The sequence below is a fragment of the Streptomyces racemochromogenes genome (assembly GCF_039535215.1).
Lineage (GTDB): Bacteria > Actinomycetota > Actinomycetes > Streptomycetales > Streptomycetaceae > Streptomyces > Streptomyces racemochromogenes.
On the sequence record NZ_BAAAWT010000001.1, the window covers coordinates 147367 to 164198 of the forward strand.

At 75.5% G+C, this 16832-nt stretch carries 19 protein-coding genes; 13 read left to right on the forward strand and 6 right to left on the reverse strand.

What is annotated here, in order from left to right; genetic code table 11:
• The first annotated feature begins 64 nt into the window (after positions 1-64).
• Entirely contained in the window at positions 65-271 is a 207-nt protein-coding gene (locus ABD973_RS00790; protein WP_125597661.1) for a hypothetical protein, read from the forward strand.
• Between the two features lie 117 nt (positions 272-388).
• On the opposite strand, the gene ABD973_RS00795 is transcribed toward ABD973_RS00790, so the two are convergent.
• Positions 389-868, reverse strand: coding sequence for a GNAT family N-acetyltransferase (locus tag ABD973_RS00795; protein ID WP_345497647.1), 480 nt, complete (start codon positions 866-868; stop codon positions 389-391).
• Positions 869-946: 78 nt separating this feature from the next.
• On the opposite strand from ABD973_RS00795, the gene ABD973_RS00800 reads away from it, so the two are divergent.
• Positions 947-1975 carry a phosphotransferase family protein gene (locus ABD973_RS00800; RefSeq protein ID WP_345497649.1) on the forward strand — a complete coding sequence of 343 codons (1029 nt, stop codon included), beginning with the start codon at positions 947-949 and terminating at the stop codon, positions 1973-1975.
• A gap of 244 nt (positions 1976-2219) precedes the next feature.
• On the opposite strand, the gene ABD973_RS00805 is transcribed toward ABD973_RS00800, so the two are convergent.
• Positions 2220-2498 carry a hypothetical protein gene (locus ABD973_RS00805; protein ID WP_241253499.1) on the reverse strand — a complete coding sequence of 93 codons (279 nt, stop codon included), beginning with the start codon at positions 2496-2498 and terminating at the stop codon, positions 2220-2222.
• A gap of 96 nt (positions 2499-2594) precedes the next feature.
• Between ABD973_RS00805 and ABD973_RS00810 the strand changes: the two genes are divergently transcribed.
• The 7 genes from ABD973_RS00810 to ABD973_RS00840 all read left to right on the forward strand — a co-directional run bounded on the left by ABD973_RS00810 (position 2595) and on the right by ABD973_RS00840 (position 8427).
• Positions 2595-2861: a DUF6225 family protein gene (locus ABD973_RS00810; RefSeq protein WP_125597671.1), complete on the forward strand. Its 267-nt coding sequence runs from the start codon at positions 2595-2597 to the stop codon at positions 2859-2861.
• A gap of 299 nt (positions 2862-3160) precedes the next feature.
• Positions 3161-4702, forward strand: a complete 1542-nt coding sequence (locus ABD973_RS00815; protein ID WP_345497655.1) for a serine/threonine protein kinase — start codon at positions 3161-3163, stop codon at positions 4700-4702.
• Between the two features lie 69 nt (positions 4703-4771).
• A complete protein-coding gene (locus ABD973_RS00820; RefSeq protein ID WP_345497657.1) occupies positions 4772-5284 on the forward strand; it encodes a GNAT family N-acetyltransferase in 513 nt (170 codons plus the stop codon).
• A 105-nt stretch (positions 5285-5389) separates the two neighbouring features.
• Positions 5390-5884, forward strand: a complete 495-nt coding sequence (locus tag ABD973_RS00825; protein ID WP_125823654.1) for a MarR family winged helix-turn-helix transcriptional regulator — start codon at positions 5390-5392, stop codon at positions 5882-5884.
• Positions 5885-5981: 97 nt separating this feature from the next.
• Entirely contained in the window at positions 5982-6401 is a 420-nt protein-coding gene (locus ABD973_RS00830) for a hypothetical protein (protein WP_345497659.1), read from the forward strand.
• Positions 6402-6682: 281 nt separating this feature from the next.
• Positions 6683-7774, forward strand: a complete 1092-nt coding sequence (locus tag ABD973_RS00835; RefSeq protein ID WP_345497661.1) for a PP2C family protein-serine/threonine phosphatase — start codon at positions 6683-6685, stop codon at positions 7772-7774.
• A gap of 101 nt (positions 7775-7875) precedes the next feature.
• Positions 7876-8427, forward strand: a complete 552-nt coding sequence (locus tag ABD973_RS00840; protein ID WP_345497663.1) for a hypothetical protein — start codon at positions 7876-7878, stop codon at positions 8425-8427.
• Here the strand turns inward: ABD973_RS00840 and ABD973_RS00845 are convergent.
• Positions 8379-9308, reverse strand: a complete 930-nt coding sequence (locus ABD973_RS00845; protein WP_345497665.1) for a GNAT family N-acetyltransferase — start codon at positions 9306-9308, stop codon at positions 8379-8381. The genes ABD973_RS00840 and ABD973_RS00845 overlap by 49 nt on opposite strands.
• A 144-nt stretch (positions 9309-9452) precedes the next feature.
• On the opposite strand from ABD973_RS00845, the gene ABD973_RS00850 reads away from it, so the two are divergent.
• Entirely contained in the window at positions 9453-10157 is a 705-nt protein-coding gene (locus ABD973_RS00850) for a DUF4232 domain-containing protein (protein WP_125823650.1), read from the forward strand.
• Positions 10158-10162: 5 nt separating this feature from the next.
• Here ABD973_RS00850 and ABD973_RS00855 read toward each other — a convergent pair whose 3' ends face one another.
• Together ABD973_RS00855 and ABD973_RS00860 are read right to left on the reverse strand one after the other, a co-directional pair.
• Positions 10163-10690 carry a DoxX family protein gene (locus tag ABD973_RS00855; RefSeq protein ID WP_125823649.1) on the reverse strand — a complete coding sequence of 176 codons (528 nt, stop codon included), beginning with the start codon at positions 10688-10690 and terminating at the stop codon, positions 10163-10165.
• Between the two features lie 122 nt (positions 10691-10812).
• Positions 10813-12453 (reverse strand): FAD-binding oxidoreductase, encoded by a 1641-nt coding sequence (locus tag ABD973_RS00860; protein WP_345497668.1) that lies wholly within the window; start codon positions 12451-12453, stop codon positions 10813-10815.
• A gap of 70 nt (positions 12454-12523) precedes the next feature.
• On the opposite strand from ABD973_RS00860, the gene ABD973_RS00865 reads away from it, so the two are divergent.
• Positions 12524-13153, forward strand: coding sequence for a TetR/AcrR family transcriptional regulator (locus tag ABD973_RS00865; protein WP_345497670.1), 630 nt, complete (start codon positions 12524-12526; stop codon positions 13151-13153).
• Positions 13154-13163: 10 nt separating this feature from the next.
• Here ABD973_RS00865 and ABD973_RS00870 read toward each other — a convergent pair whose 3' ends face one another.
• Positions 13164-13589: a subtilase-type protease inhibitor gene (locus ABD973_RS00870; RefSeq protein WP_345497672.1), complete on the reverse strand. Its 426-nt coding sequence runs from the start codon at positions 13587-13589 to the stop codon at positions 13164-13166.
• Between the two features lie 370 nt (positions 13590-13959).
• Here ABD973_RS00870 and lanKC point away from each other — a divergent pair, with 370 nt between their 5' ends.
• Both lanKC and ABD973_RS00880 read left to right on the forward strand, forming a co-directional pair.
• Positions 13960-16599: a class III lanthionine synthetase LanKC gene (gene lanKC / locus ABD973_RS00875; protein ID WP_345497674.1), complete on the forward strand. Its 2640-nt coding sequence runs from the start codon at positions 13960-13962 to the stop codon at positions 16597-16599.
• Positions 16596-16736, forward strand: coding sequence for a SapB/AmfS family lanthipeptide (locus ABD973_RS00880; RefSeq protein WP_125601303.1), 141 nt, complete (start codon positions 16596-16598; stop codon positions 16734-16736). The genes lanKC and ABD973_RS00880 overlap by 4 nt, the downstream gene beginning before the upstream one ends.
• Positions 16737-16832: the final 96 nt, after the last annotated feature.

A 16832-nucleotide genomic window follows, 5' to 3' on the forward strand; every position in this document is an offset into this window, starting at 1 on the left:
GCGCGCAGAAGGCCCCGCTGCCCGCATCGTCCGCGGGGGCCGGGCCGGCCAAGGGAGGAACACCTTGATACCGATCAACATCCGGTCAACCATCACCGCCGTGCTGCTCGCGCTCCTCGCGGTCACCGGACTCAGTGGTGTCGCGGCGGCCAGTGGTCCGGCCGGCACCAATTGGGGAAGCGCAGCCATGGGAGAGGTGGAGCAGCGGGCCGACGTCCACGTCGTGTCCGCGGGTTCACTGATCCAGCCGCCGGACTCCGACTGGGGATGATCCTCCCGCGCTGCGGCGCACAGCACCCGGTGTAGCGGTAACCCCGCCCTGCCGGGTGCGACGCCGTGTCCGGGGCCGGTCCGCCACGAGGAGATCGCACGCCCTCGTGGCGGGCCGTCAGGGTGCGGCCGGGGCCGCCGGCGCCTCGCGGGGGACGGTGAACCGCAGCTCCGGGCGCTCCCAGGAAACCTTCGGCGGGATCGGGGCGACCGTCCCCACCCGCTCCGCGCCCATGCGCCGGTAGAACCGCTCCGCGGGCGGATGGGACACCACGCGGACACCGGCCAGCCCGGCTTCGGCCGCCTGGCCGATCATGTGCCCGATCAGGAGCCGGCCGACCCCGAGCCCCTGCGCGTCGTCGGCGACGAAGGCGAGGTCGAGCTCGGGCGGGTCCAGGACGAGGGAGTAGAAGCCGACCGTCCGGCCGGTGGTGTCGACCGCCGCGAAGACCCGGTGCCGCATGACGTATTCGGGGGTGAGGCGGTAGCCGGAGACGATCGAGGCGTACCGCCCCCGGTAGGCGCCGGACTGCTGGATCAGTGAGGTGAGGCGCTCCGCGTCCTGCGCGACGGCACGCCTGATCGTTATGGACTGCATCCGCCGGAGTATAGGGGCACAGTGGCGTGGAGACCATTACCGTTGTGGGCGTCGGGGCTGACCGGGGAGGACGGGCGCATGTGGCGGCGGCTCCCGTTCGGTAGCGGGTTGCGGGCCGGACTGGGGACACCCCGGCGCGCCCGCAGGCTGGGCAGCAGCCCGCGCTCGCGGGTGTGGCGGGTCGTCCTGCCGGACGCGACGGTGGTGGTGAAACAGGTCGTCGGCGGTCCTGACGCCGACGAGCGCTACGCCCGCGAGGTGACGGCGCTGCGGCTCGCCGCCCGGGGGGACTCCCCCGTGGTTCCGGCGCTGCTGGCCGCCGATCCCGGTGAACGGGTGCTGGTGCTGGAGCACCTGGAGCACCGGCCGCCCGACGGGGACTGGATCGTCGGCTACGCGGGCGCCCTGGCGCGGCTGCACGCGGTGGCGGGCCCGGGGGACGCCGGGGCACTCCCCCGGTGGCAAGGCCCGGGGCGGGCGGACGCCGACGCGTTCCTGCGGCTGGCCGGGGCCCTGGACGTGCCCGTCGCACCCCGCGTGACCGATGAGCTGTACGAGCTCGTGGAGCGGCTCGGCCGGGCGGAGGGGCACGCCCTTCTCCACGGGGACCCGTGCCCCGGCAACGACCTCCACACCGCCGCGGGTGTCAGGTTCGTCGACTTCGAACAGGCTTCACTGGGCAGCGGTATGACGGAGCTCGCCTACCTGCGCATCGGGTTCCCCACCTGCTGGTGCGTCACTTCGGCCGCGGAGCCGTCGCTGCGCCGGGCCGAGGACGCCTACCGCGACGCCTGGCGCGCCGCGACCGGCTCCGAAGCCCCGGGCGACCTCACCGACGCCTGCGCCGGCTGGCTGCTGCGCGGCGACGCGCTCGTCGAGCGGGCCCATCGTGACGGGGCCGACCACCTGGCCCGGATTCCGCGACGGGACTGGACGTGGGGCACCGCGACGGCTCGTCAGCGGCTCGTCCACCGGCTCGGGGTCGTCGCGGGGATGGCCGCGGGCCACGGCTCGCTCGGCGGACTGGGGGGCCTCGGCGCGGCCATGCGCCGGAGCATGCTCGACCGCTGGCCCGCGCTCGGGCCGGTCCCGGCGGAGCGCCCCTAGGCCGTGTCTTCCGGATCTTGCTCCCCCAGCTACCGCTGGGAGGTGCCCCCAGACCCGCGCCGCCCGGCACCGCACCTCGCCGCGTTGGCGGAGCACCCGAGTACGTCCAGTACAAGGGCGCCCCGCCAACGCGCCGATGCACGGCACCTGGGGGCCCCTCCCAGCGGTAGCTGAGGGAGACGCGGGCTTGACCGGCAAGATCCGGAAGACACGGCCTAGCGGGACGGCAACCCGCCCACCCCGCCTATCCGAGCCAGACCACGTCCAGGACCGCCAGGCGGCGCAGCGGCCGGTTGACCCAGTACACGACGGACAGCGCGCCCGCGGAGGCGATCCGCACGTCCTCGCCCTCGGGGTCGCCCGCGTCCCACTGCGGAAAGCCCCACGGCCCGGCGGACGCCCGGTCCAGGACGTCCCAGGCCGCGGCCTCGGCGTGGCCGGGCAACCCGGCGAGCACCTCGGCGGCACGCGGGGACAGACGGATCGCGTACGGCTGCCCGACCATCGCCCTCTGCTCCCCCACCCCTCCAGGATCCCGCGTCCGCATTCTGCCGCACGCCGCCGGACTGTCCGGCGTGGCATGTTCCGCCGTGGGAGGGGGCGTCACTACCCTCGGCGCATGGCAGACACGTTCGATCACGCTCCCGCGGTCTGGACCGCGAGGCAGCTGCGCTCCGCCCTGGCCGATGTTCCCGACGACTCCCCGATCAGCATCGGCGTCGCCGGTACCCCCGGTGACTTCGACGAGTACGACGAGTTCGTTCTCGTGGGCGCCGAACCCGTGGAGGTCGACCCCGGCGACGGCGAGGATCCCCGCACGCCCCAGGTCGAGTTCACCCTCTTCGCCGACGCCAAGGCAGGGCTGTACTACCTCGACATGGAGTGACGGTGCAGGGCCCGCCGGCAGGGTGTTCGTGCGGGCCTTGAGGGTGTGGGTGCTGGTCGCTGGCCCGAGGACGCCGTGGTCGGCGCCTTCGCGGCGGCCCGCCTGCCGGTGCTCGCGAACCTCCCCGTGGCCCGCTCGCAGAGGGATCCCCCGGGTTCCTGCTCCTCGGCGGGGCCGCCGTCGGCGTCGGGACCACCCCGCCGACCTCACCGTGCCCACCGCGTCGGGAAGCCCATGACGCGGTGGCGGAGTCTGCTGCATCCTGGGCCTGAACTGCCCTACGTTGCGGGAGGAACCAGGTGGGTCTGAGCGGGCTGCGAGCGGGGGACCCGCAGCGGATCGGCGAGTTGACGCTCGTCGGACGGCTGGGCGCGGGCGGCATGGGCGTCGTCTACCTGGCACAAGGTCCCGACGGGCGGCTCGTCGCCCTCAAACGGCTGCGCGAGGAACTCGCCTCGGACGACGGGTTCCGGGCGCGCTTCAGGCGGGAGGCGGCGACGCTGCTGCGCGTCCAGGGGACGTGCACGGCACGGGTGCTGGCGGTCGAGGCCGAGGCGAGCACCCCGTACGTCGTCATGGAGTACGTGCAGGGCCCGACCCTGTCGGAGTACGTCGGCGAACACGGGCCGCTGCGCGGCGACATGGCGCGGTTGTTCGCCGTCGGGCTCGCCGAGGCGCTCGTGTCGATCCACGGGGCCGGCATCGTGCACCGCGATCTCAAGCCCGCCAACGTCCTGCTGTCCGGGCAGGGTCCCAAGGTCATCGACTTCGGCATCGCCCAGCCCGCCGACGGGACGGCACTGACCCGTACCGGTGTCGCGGTCGGCACCGTGGGCTACATGGCGCCGGAGCAGATCCGCGGGCAGGCCGGTCCCGCGGCCGACGTGTTCGCGTGGGCCCTGACCGTCGCCTACGCCACCACCGGGCGGCCCCCCTTCGGCACCGGACCGGCCGACGCGGTGCTCTACCGGGTCCTGAACGAGGAACCCGACCTGGACGGCGTACCGCCCCGCCTCGGGCCGCTGCTGACGTCGGCCCTGGCCAGATCGGCCGAGCAGCGCCCCGCGCCCGCGGAGCTGCTCGCCGAACTGACCGGCGGCGGGGTTCCCACGGCGGAACTCCCCACCGAGACCGTCGGCACGGTGCTCGCCGCGGCGTGGCGGATACCCGAAGGGGCGGTGCCCCCCGCTCCGGTGCCGGGACGGCGCCCCGCGCGGACCGCGGCCGTGACGGCGGGGCTGGCACTCGTCGTCCTGACGGCCGGGATCCTGTGGGCGGTACTGCCCGGCGACGGCCGCTCGACGGCCTCGGGGGAGCCCGCCCCCTCGGGCCGGGCGGCGGGGACGGCCCCGTCCTCGCCTCCGACCACGCGGGCGCCGTCCACCGCTACGGGTACGGGGCCCGCGGCGCCCGGTACGACCGCCGCCCCTCCGGCACCGTCGTCCCCGCCCTCGGCGTCGACGGGCGCGATATCCAACACCCCCACCGGCCTGTGCGTCGACACCGACGGCCCGCAGCGTCCCGGACTGAACGTGGTGCTCCGCGCGTGCGGGAGTTTCACGGGCCAGATCTGGAACTACGACGAGACCGGCGCGCGCCTCACCAACACGCCCAGCGGCCTGTGCCTCGACACGAACGGGAAGCCCGCCGGCGGGGTCGCGGCGGTGCTCGCCCCGTGCGGCCGGTCCACCGGCCAGCAATGGCAACACGACAACGCCACCGGGCGGTTCGGCAACCCGGCCAGCGGCCTGTGCCTGGACACCAGCGGGCCCCCGGCGCCCAGCGTCGGCCTGGTGCTCAACCCCTGCGGCGACTACACCGGCCAGTACTGGCGGCTGTGAGCGCCACCGGAGCCCCAGGGGCGGCACCCGTCCGGTGACCCCGTACGGCGCGCGCGGGAGAATGCGGGCATGCGCATCAGAGCCGTACGCCTGGACGAGCTGCCGCTCCTCCAGGACATCGAGAGGGCCGCCGGGCAGTGCTTCCGGGATATCAGCATGCCGGAGATCGCCGACGACGAGCCGCTCCCCCTCGGGGAGCTCGCCCGCTACCACCACGCCGGGCTGGCCTGGGTCGCGGCCGACGACACGGACGCCGACGAGCCGGCCGCCTACCTGATCGCCGACCGGGTCGACGGCAACCTCCACGTCGAGCAGGTGTCGGTGCACCCGCGCAGCGCGCGCCAGGGCGTCGGCCGGCTGCTGCTGGAGCACCTGGCCGGCCACGCCGCGGGCGAGGGCGCGCCCGCGCTGACCCTCACCACCTTCACCGGGGTGCCGTGGAACGCCCCCTACTACGCGCGCTGCGGCTTCCGGCTCATGGACGAGGCCCGTCTCACCCCCGGCCTGCGGCGGATCCGGGAGCTCGAAGCCGCCCACGGCCTGGACCGCTGGCCGAGGGCCTGCATGCGCCGGGCGCTCTGAGGCCCCGGCCCCCGTTTCGCCCCCGGCCGGGCCCCGGCCCGGCCCCCACCCGTTCCCCACGCGTTCTCGACCGAGGCTCAAGGGGGCCCCTGACAAGATCACCGGATGGGAACGATCACACCACCACCGCGTCCGGAGGCCGAGCAGGACTCCGACGACGAGCTCGCCGCATACCCCGCCGCCTACGTGACCGGCCTCGCCTACGAGGCGCTCATCGCGTACACCCGCGCCCGGCAGGCCGAGAAGGGCTACACCCAGCCCCAGTTCTGGCTGCTGCGGAACCTGTCGGTGAACGACATCTCGCCCGACGGCGAGGGGATGACCCTGGCTGCCCTGCGGGAGGCCATGGCCTCCTACATCCGGGCCGAGGACGACCTGGCGGCGGAGTCCGCGGTGCTCGTCGAGCGCGGCTGGCTGCGCCGCGACGACGAGGGGCGGCTGTGGCTCACCGAGGAGGGTGAGCGGGCCCGCGTCGACTTCTCGCGCAACGGTCCCGCGATCCGCGCCGCCCTCCACGAGGGCATCGACGAAGCGGACTACGTCACCACCGTTCGGGTGCTCCGGCAGCTGATCCGCAACGCCGGCGGGACGGCCGGCTGACGCGTCCCTCCCCGGCCGGGAAGGTCGGGGCGGGAACGGCCGCGGGCGGCTTTGCGTCTCCGGCGTCGGTGAAGGGCGTCGACGGAGGGGCGGGGCGGTGCGGGGTGTGAGGGGCTGGGTGGTGGCGTCGGCCGTGGGGGTGCCGCTGGCCGTGGCGGGGATCGTGGTGGCGGCCGTCCTCCCGAGCGGTGGCGGGACGGCCGCGGGCCCCCTGCACGCGGCGGTGGACGCCTACCTCGACGCGGCGGGAGGCGACGGGCCCGGTCCGGCCGCCGGGCGCCCCGGTGCCTGTCCGGCCGGCGGTGAGGATCCCGTAGCGGCGCTCCGCCGTCTCGCGCCGGCCTTCGGGCACCGGATCGTGTCCTCCACGCAGAGCGGGGACCGGGCGGCGGTGAACGTGGACCTGCTGCCGCGTACGGGCGACCGGGTCGCGGTGGTCCTGGAGCTGCGCCGCAGCGGTGAGCGGTGGGGCGTCTGCGCGGCCTCCACCGGCCACGTGGAGATCGACGCCTTCTGAGGCCGCGCCCGTTCGGGTGTACGGGTGGCGGGCGGGAGAGGACCAAGACCGTCAGGGGCTCCCGCCACGACGAGGGGCACACGGGCGCGCCGGGCGGACCCGCGGCGTAGGTCCTGCTCCACGGCACGCCCGGCCCCGGCCACCGCCCGCCCGACGAGACGCCACCGCGGCCTGCGACGGGCTCAGGGCCACCCCGCTCGACGCCTGCTCGGCCCCCGGGAGCGGACGGCCACCGGCCGCACGGGGCGCTACGCCCCCCTTGCGTGGATATCCTGTGAACTGTGATCGAGTCCGGACGGCCGCGGCCCCGTCGGCGCCCCGGCCCGGGAAGGCTTGTGCGGCTGTCGCCGGTCATCCTGACCGTCGTCATCGCCAGCCTGGCGTACACCACCCCGCCGGAGCTGGCCTTCAGCCGCCTCCTGCCCGCCGCCCCGGCCCTCGCCGCCGCCATGTGGCCGGTGCTCCCCACCGTCCTGCTCGGTACGGTCTGCCTGATCCTGATGATCGGCCTCAGCCTCGTCTTCCCCGACCTCGGCACGTGGTGGACCGCCGCGGGGATCATCGCCGTCACCGTCGCCGCCGCGTACGGAAGCCACCTGCGCCTCCAGCGCGAGCGCACGCTGTTCCAGGTGCGGCTCGTCGCCGACGCGGCCCAGCAGGTGGTGCTGGGCCCGATGCCCCGCCGCTTCGGCGACGTCGCGATCGAGTCGCTGTACCTGGCGGCCGCGGCGGAGGCGCGCATCGGCGGGGACTTCTACGAGGCGGCCGACACCCCGTACGGGGTGCGGCTGCTCATCGGTGACGTGCGGGGCAAGGGGCTGCCCGCGGTGGGGGCGGCGGCGGCCATCGTCAACGCCTTCCGGGAGGCGGCCTACGACGAGACCGACCTGGTCGAGGTCGCGCGCCGGATGGACGCCAGCAGCATGCGCTACAACGCCGCCTTCCCCGCCGACGGAGCGACGGAGCGCTTCGCCACCGCCCTGCTCGTCCAGATCCCGCACGGCGGCGGGCACATCGACATCCTCAACTGCGGGCACCCCCCGCCCCTGCTCCTGAACCGCGGAGAGCTCCGCGTCCTCGAACCCGCGGCCCCCTCCCCGCTGCTCAGTCTGGCGGAGCTGATCGGCGATCACTACAGCGTCGACAGTTACGCGTTCGCACCCGGGGACCTGCTGCTCCTCTACACCGACGGGATCGCCGAGGCACGCGCCCGCGACGGCGAGTTCTTCCCGCTGACGACCTGGATGCGCCGCCAGCCGCCGACCCCGCCCCGCGAGCTGCTCACGGCGCTCCACCGGGACCTCGTCCACCACAGCAGGGGCCGCCTCGACGACGACGTCGCCGCCCTCGCCATCCGCCTGCGCGGACCCTGACGAAACGCCCCGCACCGGCGACGCGGTGCGCCCGGTCGCCCTGGCCACGGGAAGCGGATGAGACGGCGACGGGCGGGCACCGGTCCCGCTACGCTGCCGGCATGGTGTCCCCTCCCCGTCCCGGTCGTACCCGCCGCCTCGTACTGGCGGTGGCCGCCGCCGGGGCCGTCGCGGCGGTCGGTCTCTGGCTGTACCCGGACCTGGCGCGGCGGGGCGACTTCACCTCCGACCCGCGTCCCTGCTCGCTCGTCACGGCGGGGACGGCCCGGCTGGTGGCGGGGCGGGCGGAGGGGGTGGAGGCCGGGTCGGCCTGTACCTGGGCGGACCCGGGCGGTGACCCGCAGCCGGTCCTGGAGGTGCGGGTGACCCGGCTGGGGACGGCGCGGGCGCGGGCGGACTTCCGTCGGGTCAAGGAGGAGTCGGAGGGCAAGACGGGCCCGATGACGGCGGAGCTGTCCGATTTCGGCGACGAGGCGTTCTCCCGCATCCGGAACCCGAGCCGGGGCCGGGTGACGAGCGAGGTGTGGTTCCGCCAGGGCAACGTGGTGGTCGCCGTCCGGCACGCACCCGCGGACGGCGGGCTGGACCCCTCCCAGGCGGGCGCCTACGAGGTGGCCACGGAGGCGGCGGCCCGGCTCGGCAAGGGCAACTGACAGCCGGGCGGCGGCGCCGGGCGGGTGTAGGAGTGGAGGGTGTCCACCTCCCGGAACCCGGCCGACCGGTAGAGGGCGGTGGCCGCGGTCCGGTCGTCCTCGCCGCCCCGCACGGTGTTCGTCTCGACGTAGAGGAAGGCCTCGCGGGCGCCGTGCGCGCCGAGGACGTCCAGTGCCGAACCCAGCAGCGACCGGCCGATGCCCCGGCGGCGTGACGGCTGCCGGACGCCGATCCACCACAGTGCGCCGGCGCCCTCGACGGGCAGGCCGATCACGGCCTCGGCCTCGGCGGCGGCCGCACCCTGGCGGACCTCGAGACGGCGGGCGTGGCTGTCGCCGGGCTCCGGGACGGTGCGTACGCGTGCGGCGCGCGGCAGGTCCGGCGCGGGCAGGTCGACCAGGAGGTACCGCCACCGCGGCCCGCCGTGGAAGCCGGCCCGTTCCAGGGCCGCGTGGGTGGCCTCCCGGTGTGCCCGCGGCAGCGCCTCCACTCCCCGGGTCAGGGCGGTCGCCAGCCGGAAGGCCTCGACGGGACGCGGGCCGAGGGCGGCGAGCGCCGTGCCGACGAGCGCGTCGGCGGCCCGCGGGTCCTCCCGGCAGTGCAGCCACAGGATCAGGCCCGTGGCGTCCTCGGGCCGCCGGGCCCAGGAGACGACGCCCAGGACGGTGCCGTCGGGTCCGGCCGCGACGTGGGTGGCGGGCGGGTCGAGTTCCGCCCACCGGTCCCCGTCGATCGGCGACCGGCCCGCGAGGGCCTCGCGGAGCATCTCCGGTGTCGCCCCCGGCTGGCCCGGGAGGCGGTCGGCGTTCACCAGGGACAGGACCGCTCCGGCGTCGGCCGGGGCGTAGGGGCGCAGTGTCAGGCGTGGGGCGGAGGGCACGGTGACGACTGTGGCAAGCGCCGCCGCCGATGTCGAACGCAGCGCGCGGCGGGGCGCCCCGGAGTGTCGCCGCACCCGGTCGACTCCCTTGTACGGTGCACCGGTTACGGTTCCCGGACGCAAGCACACACGGGGAGTTCCATCATGCGCATCCACCGGCGCCGTTCCGCGGCCCTGGCCGCCCTCGCGGGGCTCGTCCTCGGCCTGACCGGCTGTGAGGGCGGTGACTCGAGCGCGGCGCCCACGGCGGGCCCGGGAGCTCCGTCCTCCCCCACCGCTGCGCCACCCGCGCCGTCGGCGTCGCCGTCGCCGTCGCCGTCCCGCAGCGGGACGCCGGCGGCCCCCGCGAGTGAGGCCGACGCGGGCGGCGACGGAAAGGGCCCGGGCGGCAGCGGGGGCCCGGGCACCGACGACGGTTACGCCTACACCCACCCCTGTTCCGCCCGGAACCTCACCGTCAAGGTGACCGCGCCCGAGGGCTTCCCCGCCACGGTCCGCGTCGTCACGGTGACCAACAACGGTTCCACCAGCTGCGGGCTCGACCTGCACCCCGCCGTCGGTTTCAGCGCCAAGGGCGCCGCCCTCGGCATCCAGGCGACGCCGCCCGAGGGCATCGGCGGTCCGGCGCACCCGGTCCGGCCGGGTGCCACCGCGTACGCGGCGGTGGACCTCGACCCGTCGGGCGCGGGCGGGCCCGTCGCCGACGAGATCAACGTCCTGGCCGACGGCTACCACATGCCGAACGCGGACGGTGTCAGCCTGCCGCTCGCCACGCCGGGCCCCGTCGTCAAGCCGAAGGTCGGCCTGTACCACTTCACCGCTCGCGACTCGTTCCAGACCCTCCGGTAACCGCGTCAGACGGCGTCCTCGTCGCCGTCCGGCCGGCCCTTCGCCCGCTTGGCGACGACCGCGGCCGCCGCGACGGCACTGGCGGTGAAGGCCAGCACGAGCATCCACCGCTGGTCGAAGGTGTGGCCGGTGGCGTGGTCGAGGGAGTAGCGGCCCGCGCCGGCAAGGCCGATGGCGGCCGCGGTGAACCCCAGGAACGCCGGGTACTCGAATCCGCCGGACTGCGCGAAGAAGCCGGCCGGGGCGTGGACGGACACGGCGCCGGCCATGGCGCCCGCGGCCGCGGCGCCGGCTGCCGGGGTGGCGAGCCCCAGGACCAGCAGGGCCCCGCCGCCGGTCTCGCCGAGTCCGGCGGCCAGGGCGCTCTGCCGGCCGGGGGTGAAGCCCATGTGCTCCATGGCGGCGGCGGTCTTCTCCAGGCCGCCGCCGCCGAACCAGCCGAACAGCTTCTGGGTGCCGTGTGCCATGAGCACGGCACCGGTCCCGGTGCGGAGGGCCAGCAGTGCGAGGTCGCGTCGGTTGATGCAGCTCATCGGAGTCTCCCTGGGACGACGGGGCCGGAGGCCGGATGCCGGGGACATCCGTATCCGTTCCGGGCGGCGACGCCCCGCGTACGGGAATAGGTCCGCCGATCGGGCGAGCGGCCGGCGGCCCGTCAGCCCACGAGGACTCCGGGGTTGAGGATGCCGCGGGGGTCGAGCGCGTCCTTGGCGGCCCGCAGGGCCAGGGCGAAGGGTTCGGGGCGCTGGAGGTCGTAGCCCGGCCGGTGGTCCCGTCCCACGGCGTGGTGGTGGGTGATGGTGGCGCGGTACCGGTGCAGGACCTCGGCGGCGACCGCCTTGAGGTCGTCCCACAGGGCGACGCCGTCGTCGGGCCGGCCTGCGGCGAGGACGGTGAAGTAGGGGGCCGCGCCGTCCGGGTAGACGTGCGTCAGGCGGCAGTTGACGGTGGCGGGGTGGCCGGTGGCCTTCAGGGCGGCCGCGCCGACCTCGGTGCGTACGGCGTCGATCAGGGCGGGGACGCGGTCCCAGGTGGCGGCCGTCTCGAAGGTCTCCGCCACCGCGCCCATGCGGACGAGGCCGTCGCGGAGGTAGGGCATCCGCAGGAAGGCGGCGCGCCAGGCGCCGACGGCCGCGTCGCCGCCCGGTGTCCCGTCGGGGCCGCGGTCCGGGGCCGGGCCGGTGTCCGCGTCGTGGCGGCCGCCGTGGGAGCGGGCCAGGTCGAGGGCGCGCGCGAGGGAGCCGCCGACCGGTTCGTGCGCGGACTCGAAGCCGAGGACGAGGACGCAGGAGCCGTCGTGGGCGGCGCCCGACAGGGCCGCCTCGCCCGCGTCGAGGAGGCGGCAGTTGGCGGGTGAGAGGTCGGACTGCGCGAGGTCGCGCACCGCGCGGAGGGCGGCGTGGAAGTCCGTGAAGGACACGGCCGCGGAGGCCTTGTGGCGTGGGCGTTCCCGGAGTCGCATCCATGCCTCGGTGATGACTCCGAGCGCGCCTTCGGAGCCGAGGAAGAGGCGGTCGGGCGAGGGGCCCGCGCCGGAGGAGGGCAGTCTCCAGGAGCCGCTGGTGCCGACGGGGGTGACCACCCGCATCGACTGGACGAAGCCGTCGATGCGGGTGGGTCCGGTGGCGTAGTGGCCGCCGGCCCGGGTGGCGAGCCAGCCGCCGAGGGTGGAGAACTCGAAGCTCTGCGGGAAGTGGCGCAGGGTCAGGCCGTGCGGGCGCAGCTGGGCTTCCAGGTCCGGGCCGAGGGCGCCGGCCTGGATGCGGGCGGCGCGCCCTTCGGTGTCGACCTCCAGGACGCGCCGCATGGCGGTCAGGTCGAGGGACAGCACGGCCCGGTGGGTGTCGCCGCGGTACTCCACTCCCCCGGTGACCGAGGAGCCGCCGCCGTACGGGACGACGGCCGTCCCGTGGCCGCCGGCCCAGTCGAGGAGGTCGGCCACGTCCTGCTCGCCGGTGGGGCGGGCGACGAGGTCGGGGATGCGGCCGGGCTGCCCGCGCAGGGCGCGCGCCACGTCGCGGTAGGCCTTCCCCATGGCGTGGGCGGCGCGGTCCGCGGGGTCGGCGGTGAGCAGGTGGGCGAGGGCGGCCGGCGGCTGGACGGCGGGGGCTCCGAGGCGGCGGCCGCGTACGAGGTCGCGTACGTCGGGAACGGGCAGGGGGCGGGCGAGGGTTCCGGGGAGCAGGGCCCCCATCGCGACGCATTCCGCGTCGGCGGGGTGCTCGTCGGCCCAGCCCCAGCCCCACCAGGAGCGGATGCGCGCTTGGGGAGCCGGGCGGGTGGTGGTGCCGTCCATGGAGGTACTCCAGAGGTCGCCGTGGCACGAACTTACCTTGAGGTAAATTACCTACTGGTAAGATCGGCGCATGGCAACCCCTCCTTCGAAAGCCGGCACCAAGGGAGTCCCCCGCGAGCTCCGTGCGCGGCAGATGCTGGAGGCCGCCACGGAGGAGTTCGGCACCCGCGGCTACGCCGCGGCCTCGCTGCCGGCGATCGCGGCGCGGGTCGGCGTCACCAAGACGCTGCTGCACCAGTACTTCGGCACGAAGGAGGACCTCTACGTGGCCTGCCTCGTGCCGGTCGGCGACCGGCTGCTGGGGGCGGTCCGCGCGGCGATGGGGCCGGACGGGACCACCCCGCGGACCCCGTTGCGGGTGCTCGAGGCGATCTTCACCGCGCTGGAGGGGCGGCGGGAGTCGTGGTTCGTGCTGTACGACCGCACCCTGCCGCCGGGCGGGGAGGCGGCGCGCGCGGCCGCCGGGTACCGGGCGGCCGTCGACCGGCTGGCCGCCGCCGGCACCGCGGAACTGCTGCGCGGTGCCGGATCCGCCGACCCGCTGGACGCCGACGCGCTCCTGTACGTGTGGCGGGACCTGGTGGCCACCCTGGTCCGGTGGTGGGTCAAGCACCCGGAGCAGACCCCCGATGCCATGACGCGGCGCTGCGCCCGCCTCTTCGCGGCGGCCGCGGTGCTCGCTCCGGAGGGCGGCCGCTGATCCCGCGGCGTCAGAAGGCGTAGAGCGGGTTGCCGTTCAGGGTGGCCGCCATCTCGCAGGGGTTGGGGAAGGTGTGCTGCCAGGCGATGCGGCTGCCGCGCCAGACCCCGTCCGCCGTGACCGTGACGGGGGCGTACTGCCGGGGGCAGGGGCGGTCGGGGGCCGGGGCGGCGAGCAGGCGGTCGAGCTTCCCGCCGGTGGCGCCCAGCACGTCGCACGCGGCCCTCGGGTCGGGGTGCGTGCCCTCGGCGGTGTAGGCGCAGCTGAGGGTGACGGCCCGCAGGGCGGTGCCGGTGGCGGCGTCGCGGCCCTGGACGACGCCGAGGACCATGGCGGACGGACCGTGCGGGGTCGCGGGGGCGGCCTCCGCCGCGCCCGTGGCGCCGGCGAGGCAGAGGAGGGCGGCGGCGGAGACTGCTGCTAAGCGCTGACGCACGACAGGACTCGCTTTCGATTCGAAGGTTGAAACTGGCCCTATCTCTGGTATCCAGCGGCCAGTTGGGGGTGACACTGTCAGATCCCAAAGGCCTCCGCATGTCGAGGATCGATTTACGGACGGGTGGTTCGGATATCGGAGGCCTGGTGGCGGCGGCCTCCGGTCCGCCGGGAGGCCGTCCAGCGTGACCGGATCGGTGCGGCGGCGGGCTGACGACAGCGCCGGCGACGCGGCGGCGCCGGGGCGCCCCGGCGCCTGCGGGGCCCAGGTGACCCGTGCGTAGCGCACGTCGGGCTGGTGACAAACGCGACTGTCGCGGGCTCCTCGCCACGTGCCACCTTTGCTCCCGTCACCGACCGAGGGAGCAGGTGTGAACAACGGGCACGCGGCCTTCTGCGACGCCGACCGCTGGTTCTACGACGCCCCGTACCGGCGGGCCGGCGAGGAGTTCCCGGCGGCCACCGCCCCCGTACCCGAGGGCTGGCGCTCGCACCGCAGCGGCGACTGGCTGGCCCTGCGGCCCCTCGGCCTCCGCCTCCCCTCCCAGGGCTGGAAGATCCACGTGTCGGCCTGTCTCGACAACGCGGAGTCCGTCCTCGACCGGGTCCACGGCTACTGCGTGGAACGGCGGATCGCCTTCAAGTTCGTGCCCAGCAGCTACCTGCTGCACCTTCGCAACGCCAAGTACGCGGACCGCGCGGCGAGCGGAAAGTTCCTCACCGTCTACCCCGCCGACGCGGACGCCTGCCGGCGGGTCGCGGAGGACCTGGACGCCCTGCTGGCCGGCGAGCCCGGCCCGTACGTCCTCAGCGACCTGCGCTGGAACGACGGCCCCGTGCACCTGCGTTACGGCAGCTTCACCCTGCGGCACTGCTACGACGAACACGGCGAACTGGTCCCCGCGATCGAGGAGCCCGGCGGCCGGCTGGTACCGGAGGTGCGCGGTCCGGCGTTCCGGCCGCCCGCCTGGGTGGAGGCGCCGGACTTCCTGCGGCCGCACCTGGAACGGCGCTCCGCCGTCACCCTGGAGGGCATGCCCTACACCGTCGAGCGGGCCCTGCACTTCTCCAACGGCGGCGGGGTGTACGCGGCCCGCGACACCCGCACGGGAGAGCCGGTCGTCCTCAAGGAGGCCCGCCCCTTCGCGGGACTGGCCGCCGACGGGGCGGACGCCGTGGCCCGGCTGCACCGGGAACGCAGGGCGCTGGAGCGGCTGGCCGGGCTGGACTGCGTACCCGCCGTCCGCGGCGCCTTCACCGTCGGGGAGCACCACTTCCTCGCGCTCCAGTACCTCGACGGCAAGCCCCTGAACACCTACTTCGCCCGCCGCCATCCGCTGATCGAGGCCGACCCCGGCCCCGCGGAGCTCGCCGCCTACACCGACTGGGCGCTGAAGATCCACGCACGGGTGACCGAGGCCGTCGACGCGGTCCACGCCCGCGGCATCGTCTTCAACGACCTGCACCTGTTCAACATCATGGTCGCGGAGGACGCGGACACCGGCGAACCCTCCGTCGCCCTCCTCGACTTCGAGGCCGCCGCCCACGTCGACGAGGGCCTGCGCCAGACGGTGGCCAACCCGGCCTTCGTGGCACCGCCCGGCCGGCGCGGCTTCGCCGTCGACCGGTACGCCCTGGCCTGTCTGCGCCTGGCCCTGTTCCTGCCGCTGACCAGCCTGCTGGTGATGGACCGGGGCAAGGCCGCGCACCTCGCGGACATCGCCGCCGAGCAGTTCCCCGTACCCCGTTCCTTCCTCGACGAGGCGGTACGGGAGATCCTCGCCGACCCCGGCGACGCCTCCCCGGGCCGGCGCACACCCGCCCCCGCCCGGCCGTACCTCCCGGCCCGCCCCGAGGACTGGCCGGCCGCCCGCGCCTCCCTGACGGCAGCCCTGCGCGCCACCGCCACCCCGGAGCGCGAGGACCGCCTCTTCCCCGGCGACCCGGTCCAGTTCGCCACCGCCGGCGGCGGAACGGCCTTCGGCCACGGCGCCGCCGGGGTGCTGTACGCGCTCGCCGAGACGGGCGACGCCCCCTGGCCGCAGGCCGAGGAGTGGCTGCTCGCCCGGACGCGGGACCCCGCGTCCGGCACACCGCTCGGCTTCTACGACGGCCTCGCCGGACTGGCCTGGACGCACCACCGGCTCGGACACCACGAGCGCGCGCTCGCCCTGGTGGAGCGCCTGCTGGCACAGCCGTGGCAGTCCGCCGGACCCGACCTGCACGGCGGCCTGGCCGGGATCGGCCTCGCCCTCGACTCCCTCGGCACCGCCACCGGCGACGCCGCCCTGCACGACGCCGCCCTGCGCTGCGCGGAACTGGCCCACGCGGCCGCCCCCGGGCTGAAACGGGCGGGGCTGCTGTACGGGCAGAGCGGGATCGCCCTGCTGCACCTGCGCCTGTACGAGCGCACCGGGGACCCCGAACTGCTGGGGCGCGCCGGGCAGTTCCTGCACCGGGACCTGGACCGCTGCGTGACCAGCGCCTTCGGCACCCTCCAGGTGGACGAGGGCTGGCGCACCATGCCCTACCTCGGCGCGGGCAGCGTGGGCATCGGCGTGGTCCTGGACGACTGGTCGCGGCACGGGCGGGACGACCGCTTCGAGAAGGCCCGGCCCGAGATCGTCCGGGCGGCCCAGGCCACCTTCTACGCCCAGCCGGGCCTGTTCCGCGGCGCCGCCGGCATGATCCTGCACCTGTCCCGGACCACCACGCCCGGCCCCGGCACCGGTCCCGCGGACATCGGCCGGCAGATCGAGGCCCTGGCCCGCCACGCACTCCCGTACCAGGGACGGCTCGCCTTCCCCGGCGAGCAGATGATGCGCCTGTCCATGGACCTGTCCACCGGCACCGCCGGCGCCCTCCTGGCCCTCGGCAGCGCCGCCACCGGCGGACGCGCGCACCTGCCGTTCCTCCCGCCGCCGCGCACCGCGGCGGCCCCAGAGCCGGTCCCCCACCGGGGGGCCGTGACCCATCGGAACACACCAGCGAAGGAAAGGAACCAGCCATGACCCTTCTCGACCTGCAGTCCATGGAGACCCCGAAGGAAGAGACCACCGAGGCCGCGCAGCTCGGCGGCGGGGGCGGCAGCCGCGCCAGCCTCCTGCTCTGCGGCGACAGCAGCCTGAGCATCACGACCTGTAACTGATCGGGTCCCTGCGGGCCCGGGCGGCACTTCGCCCGGGCCCGCACCTCATCCCGGGCACCCGCGTCCCGGGCCGCCGGGAAACACAAGGAGCCGCCC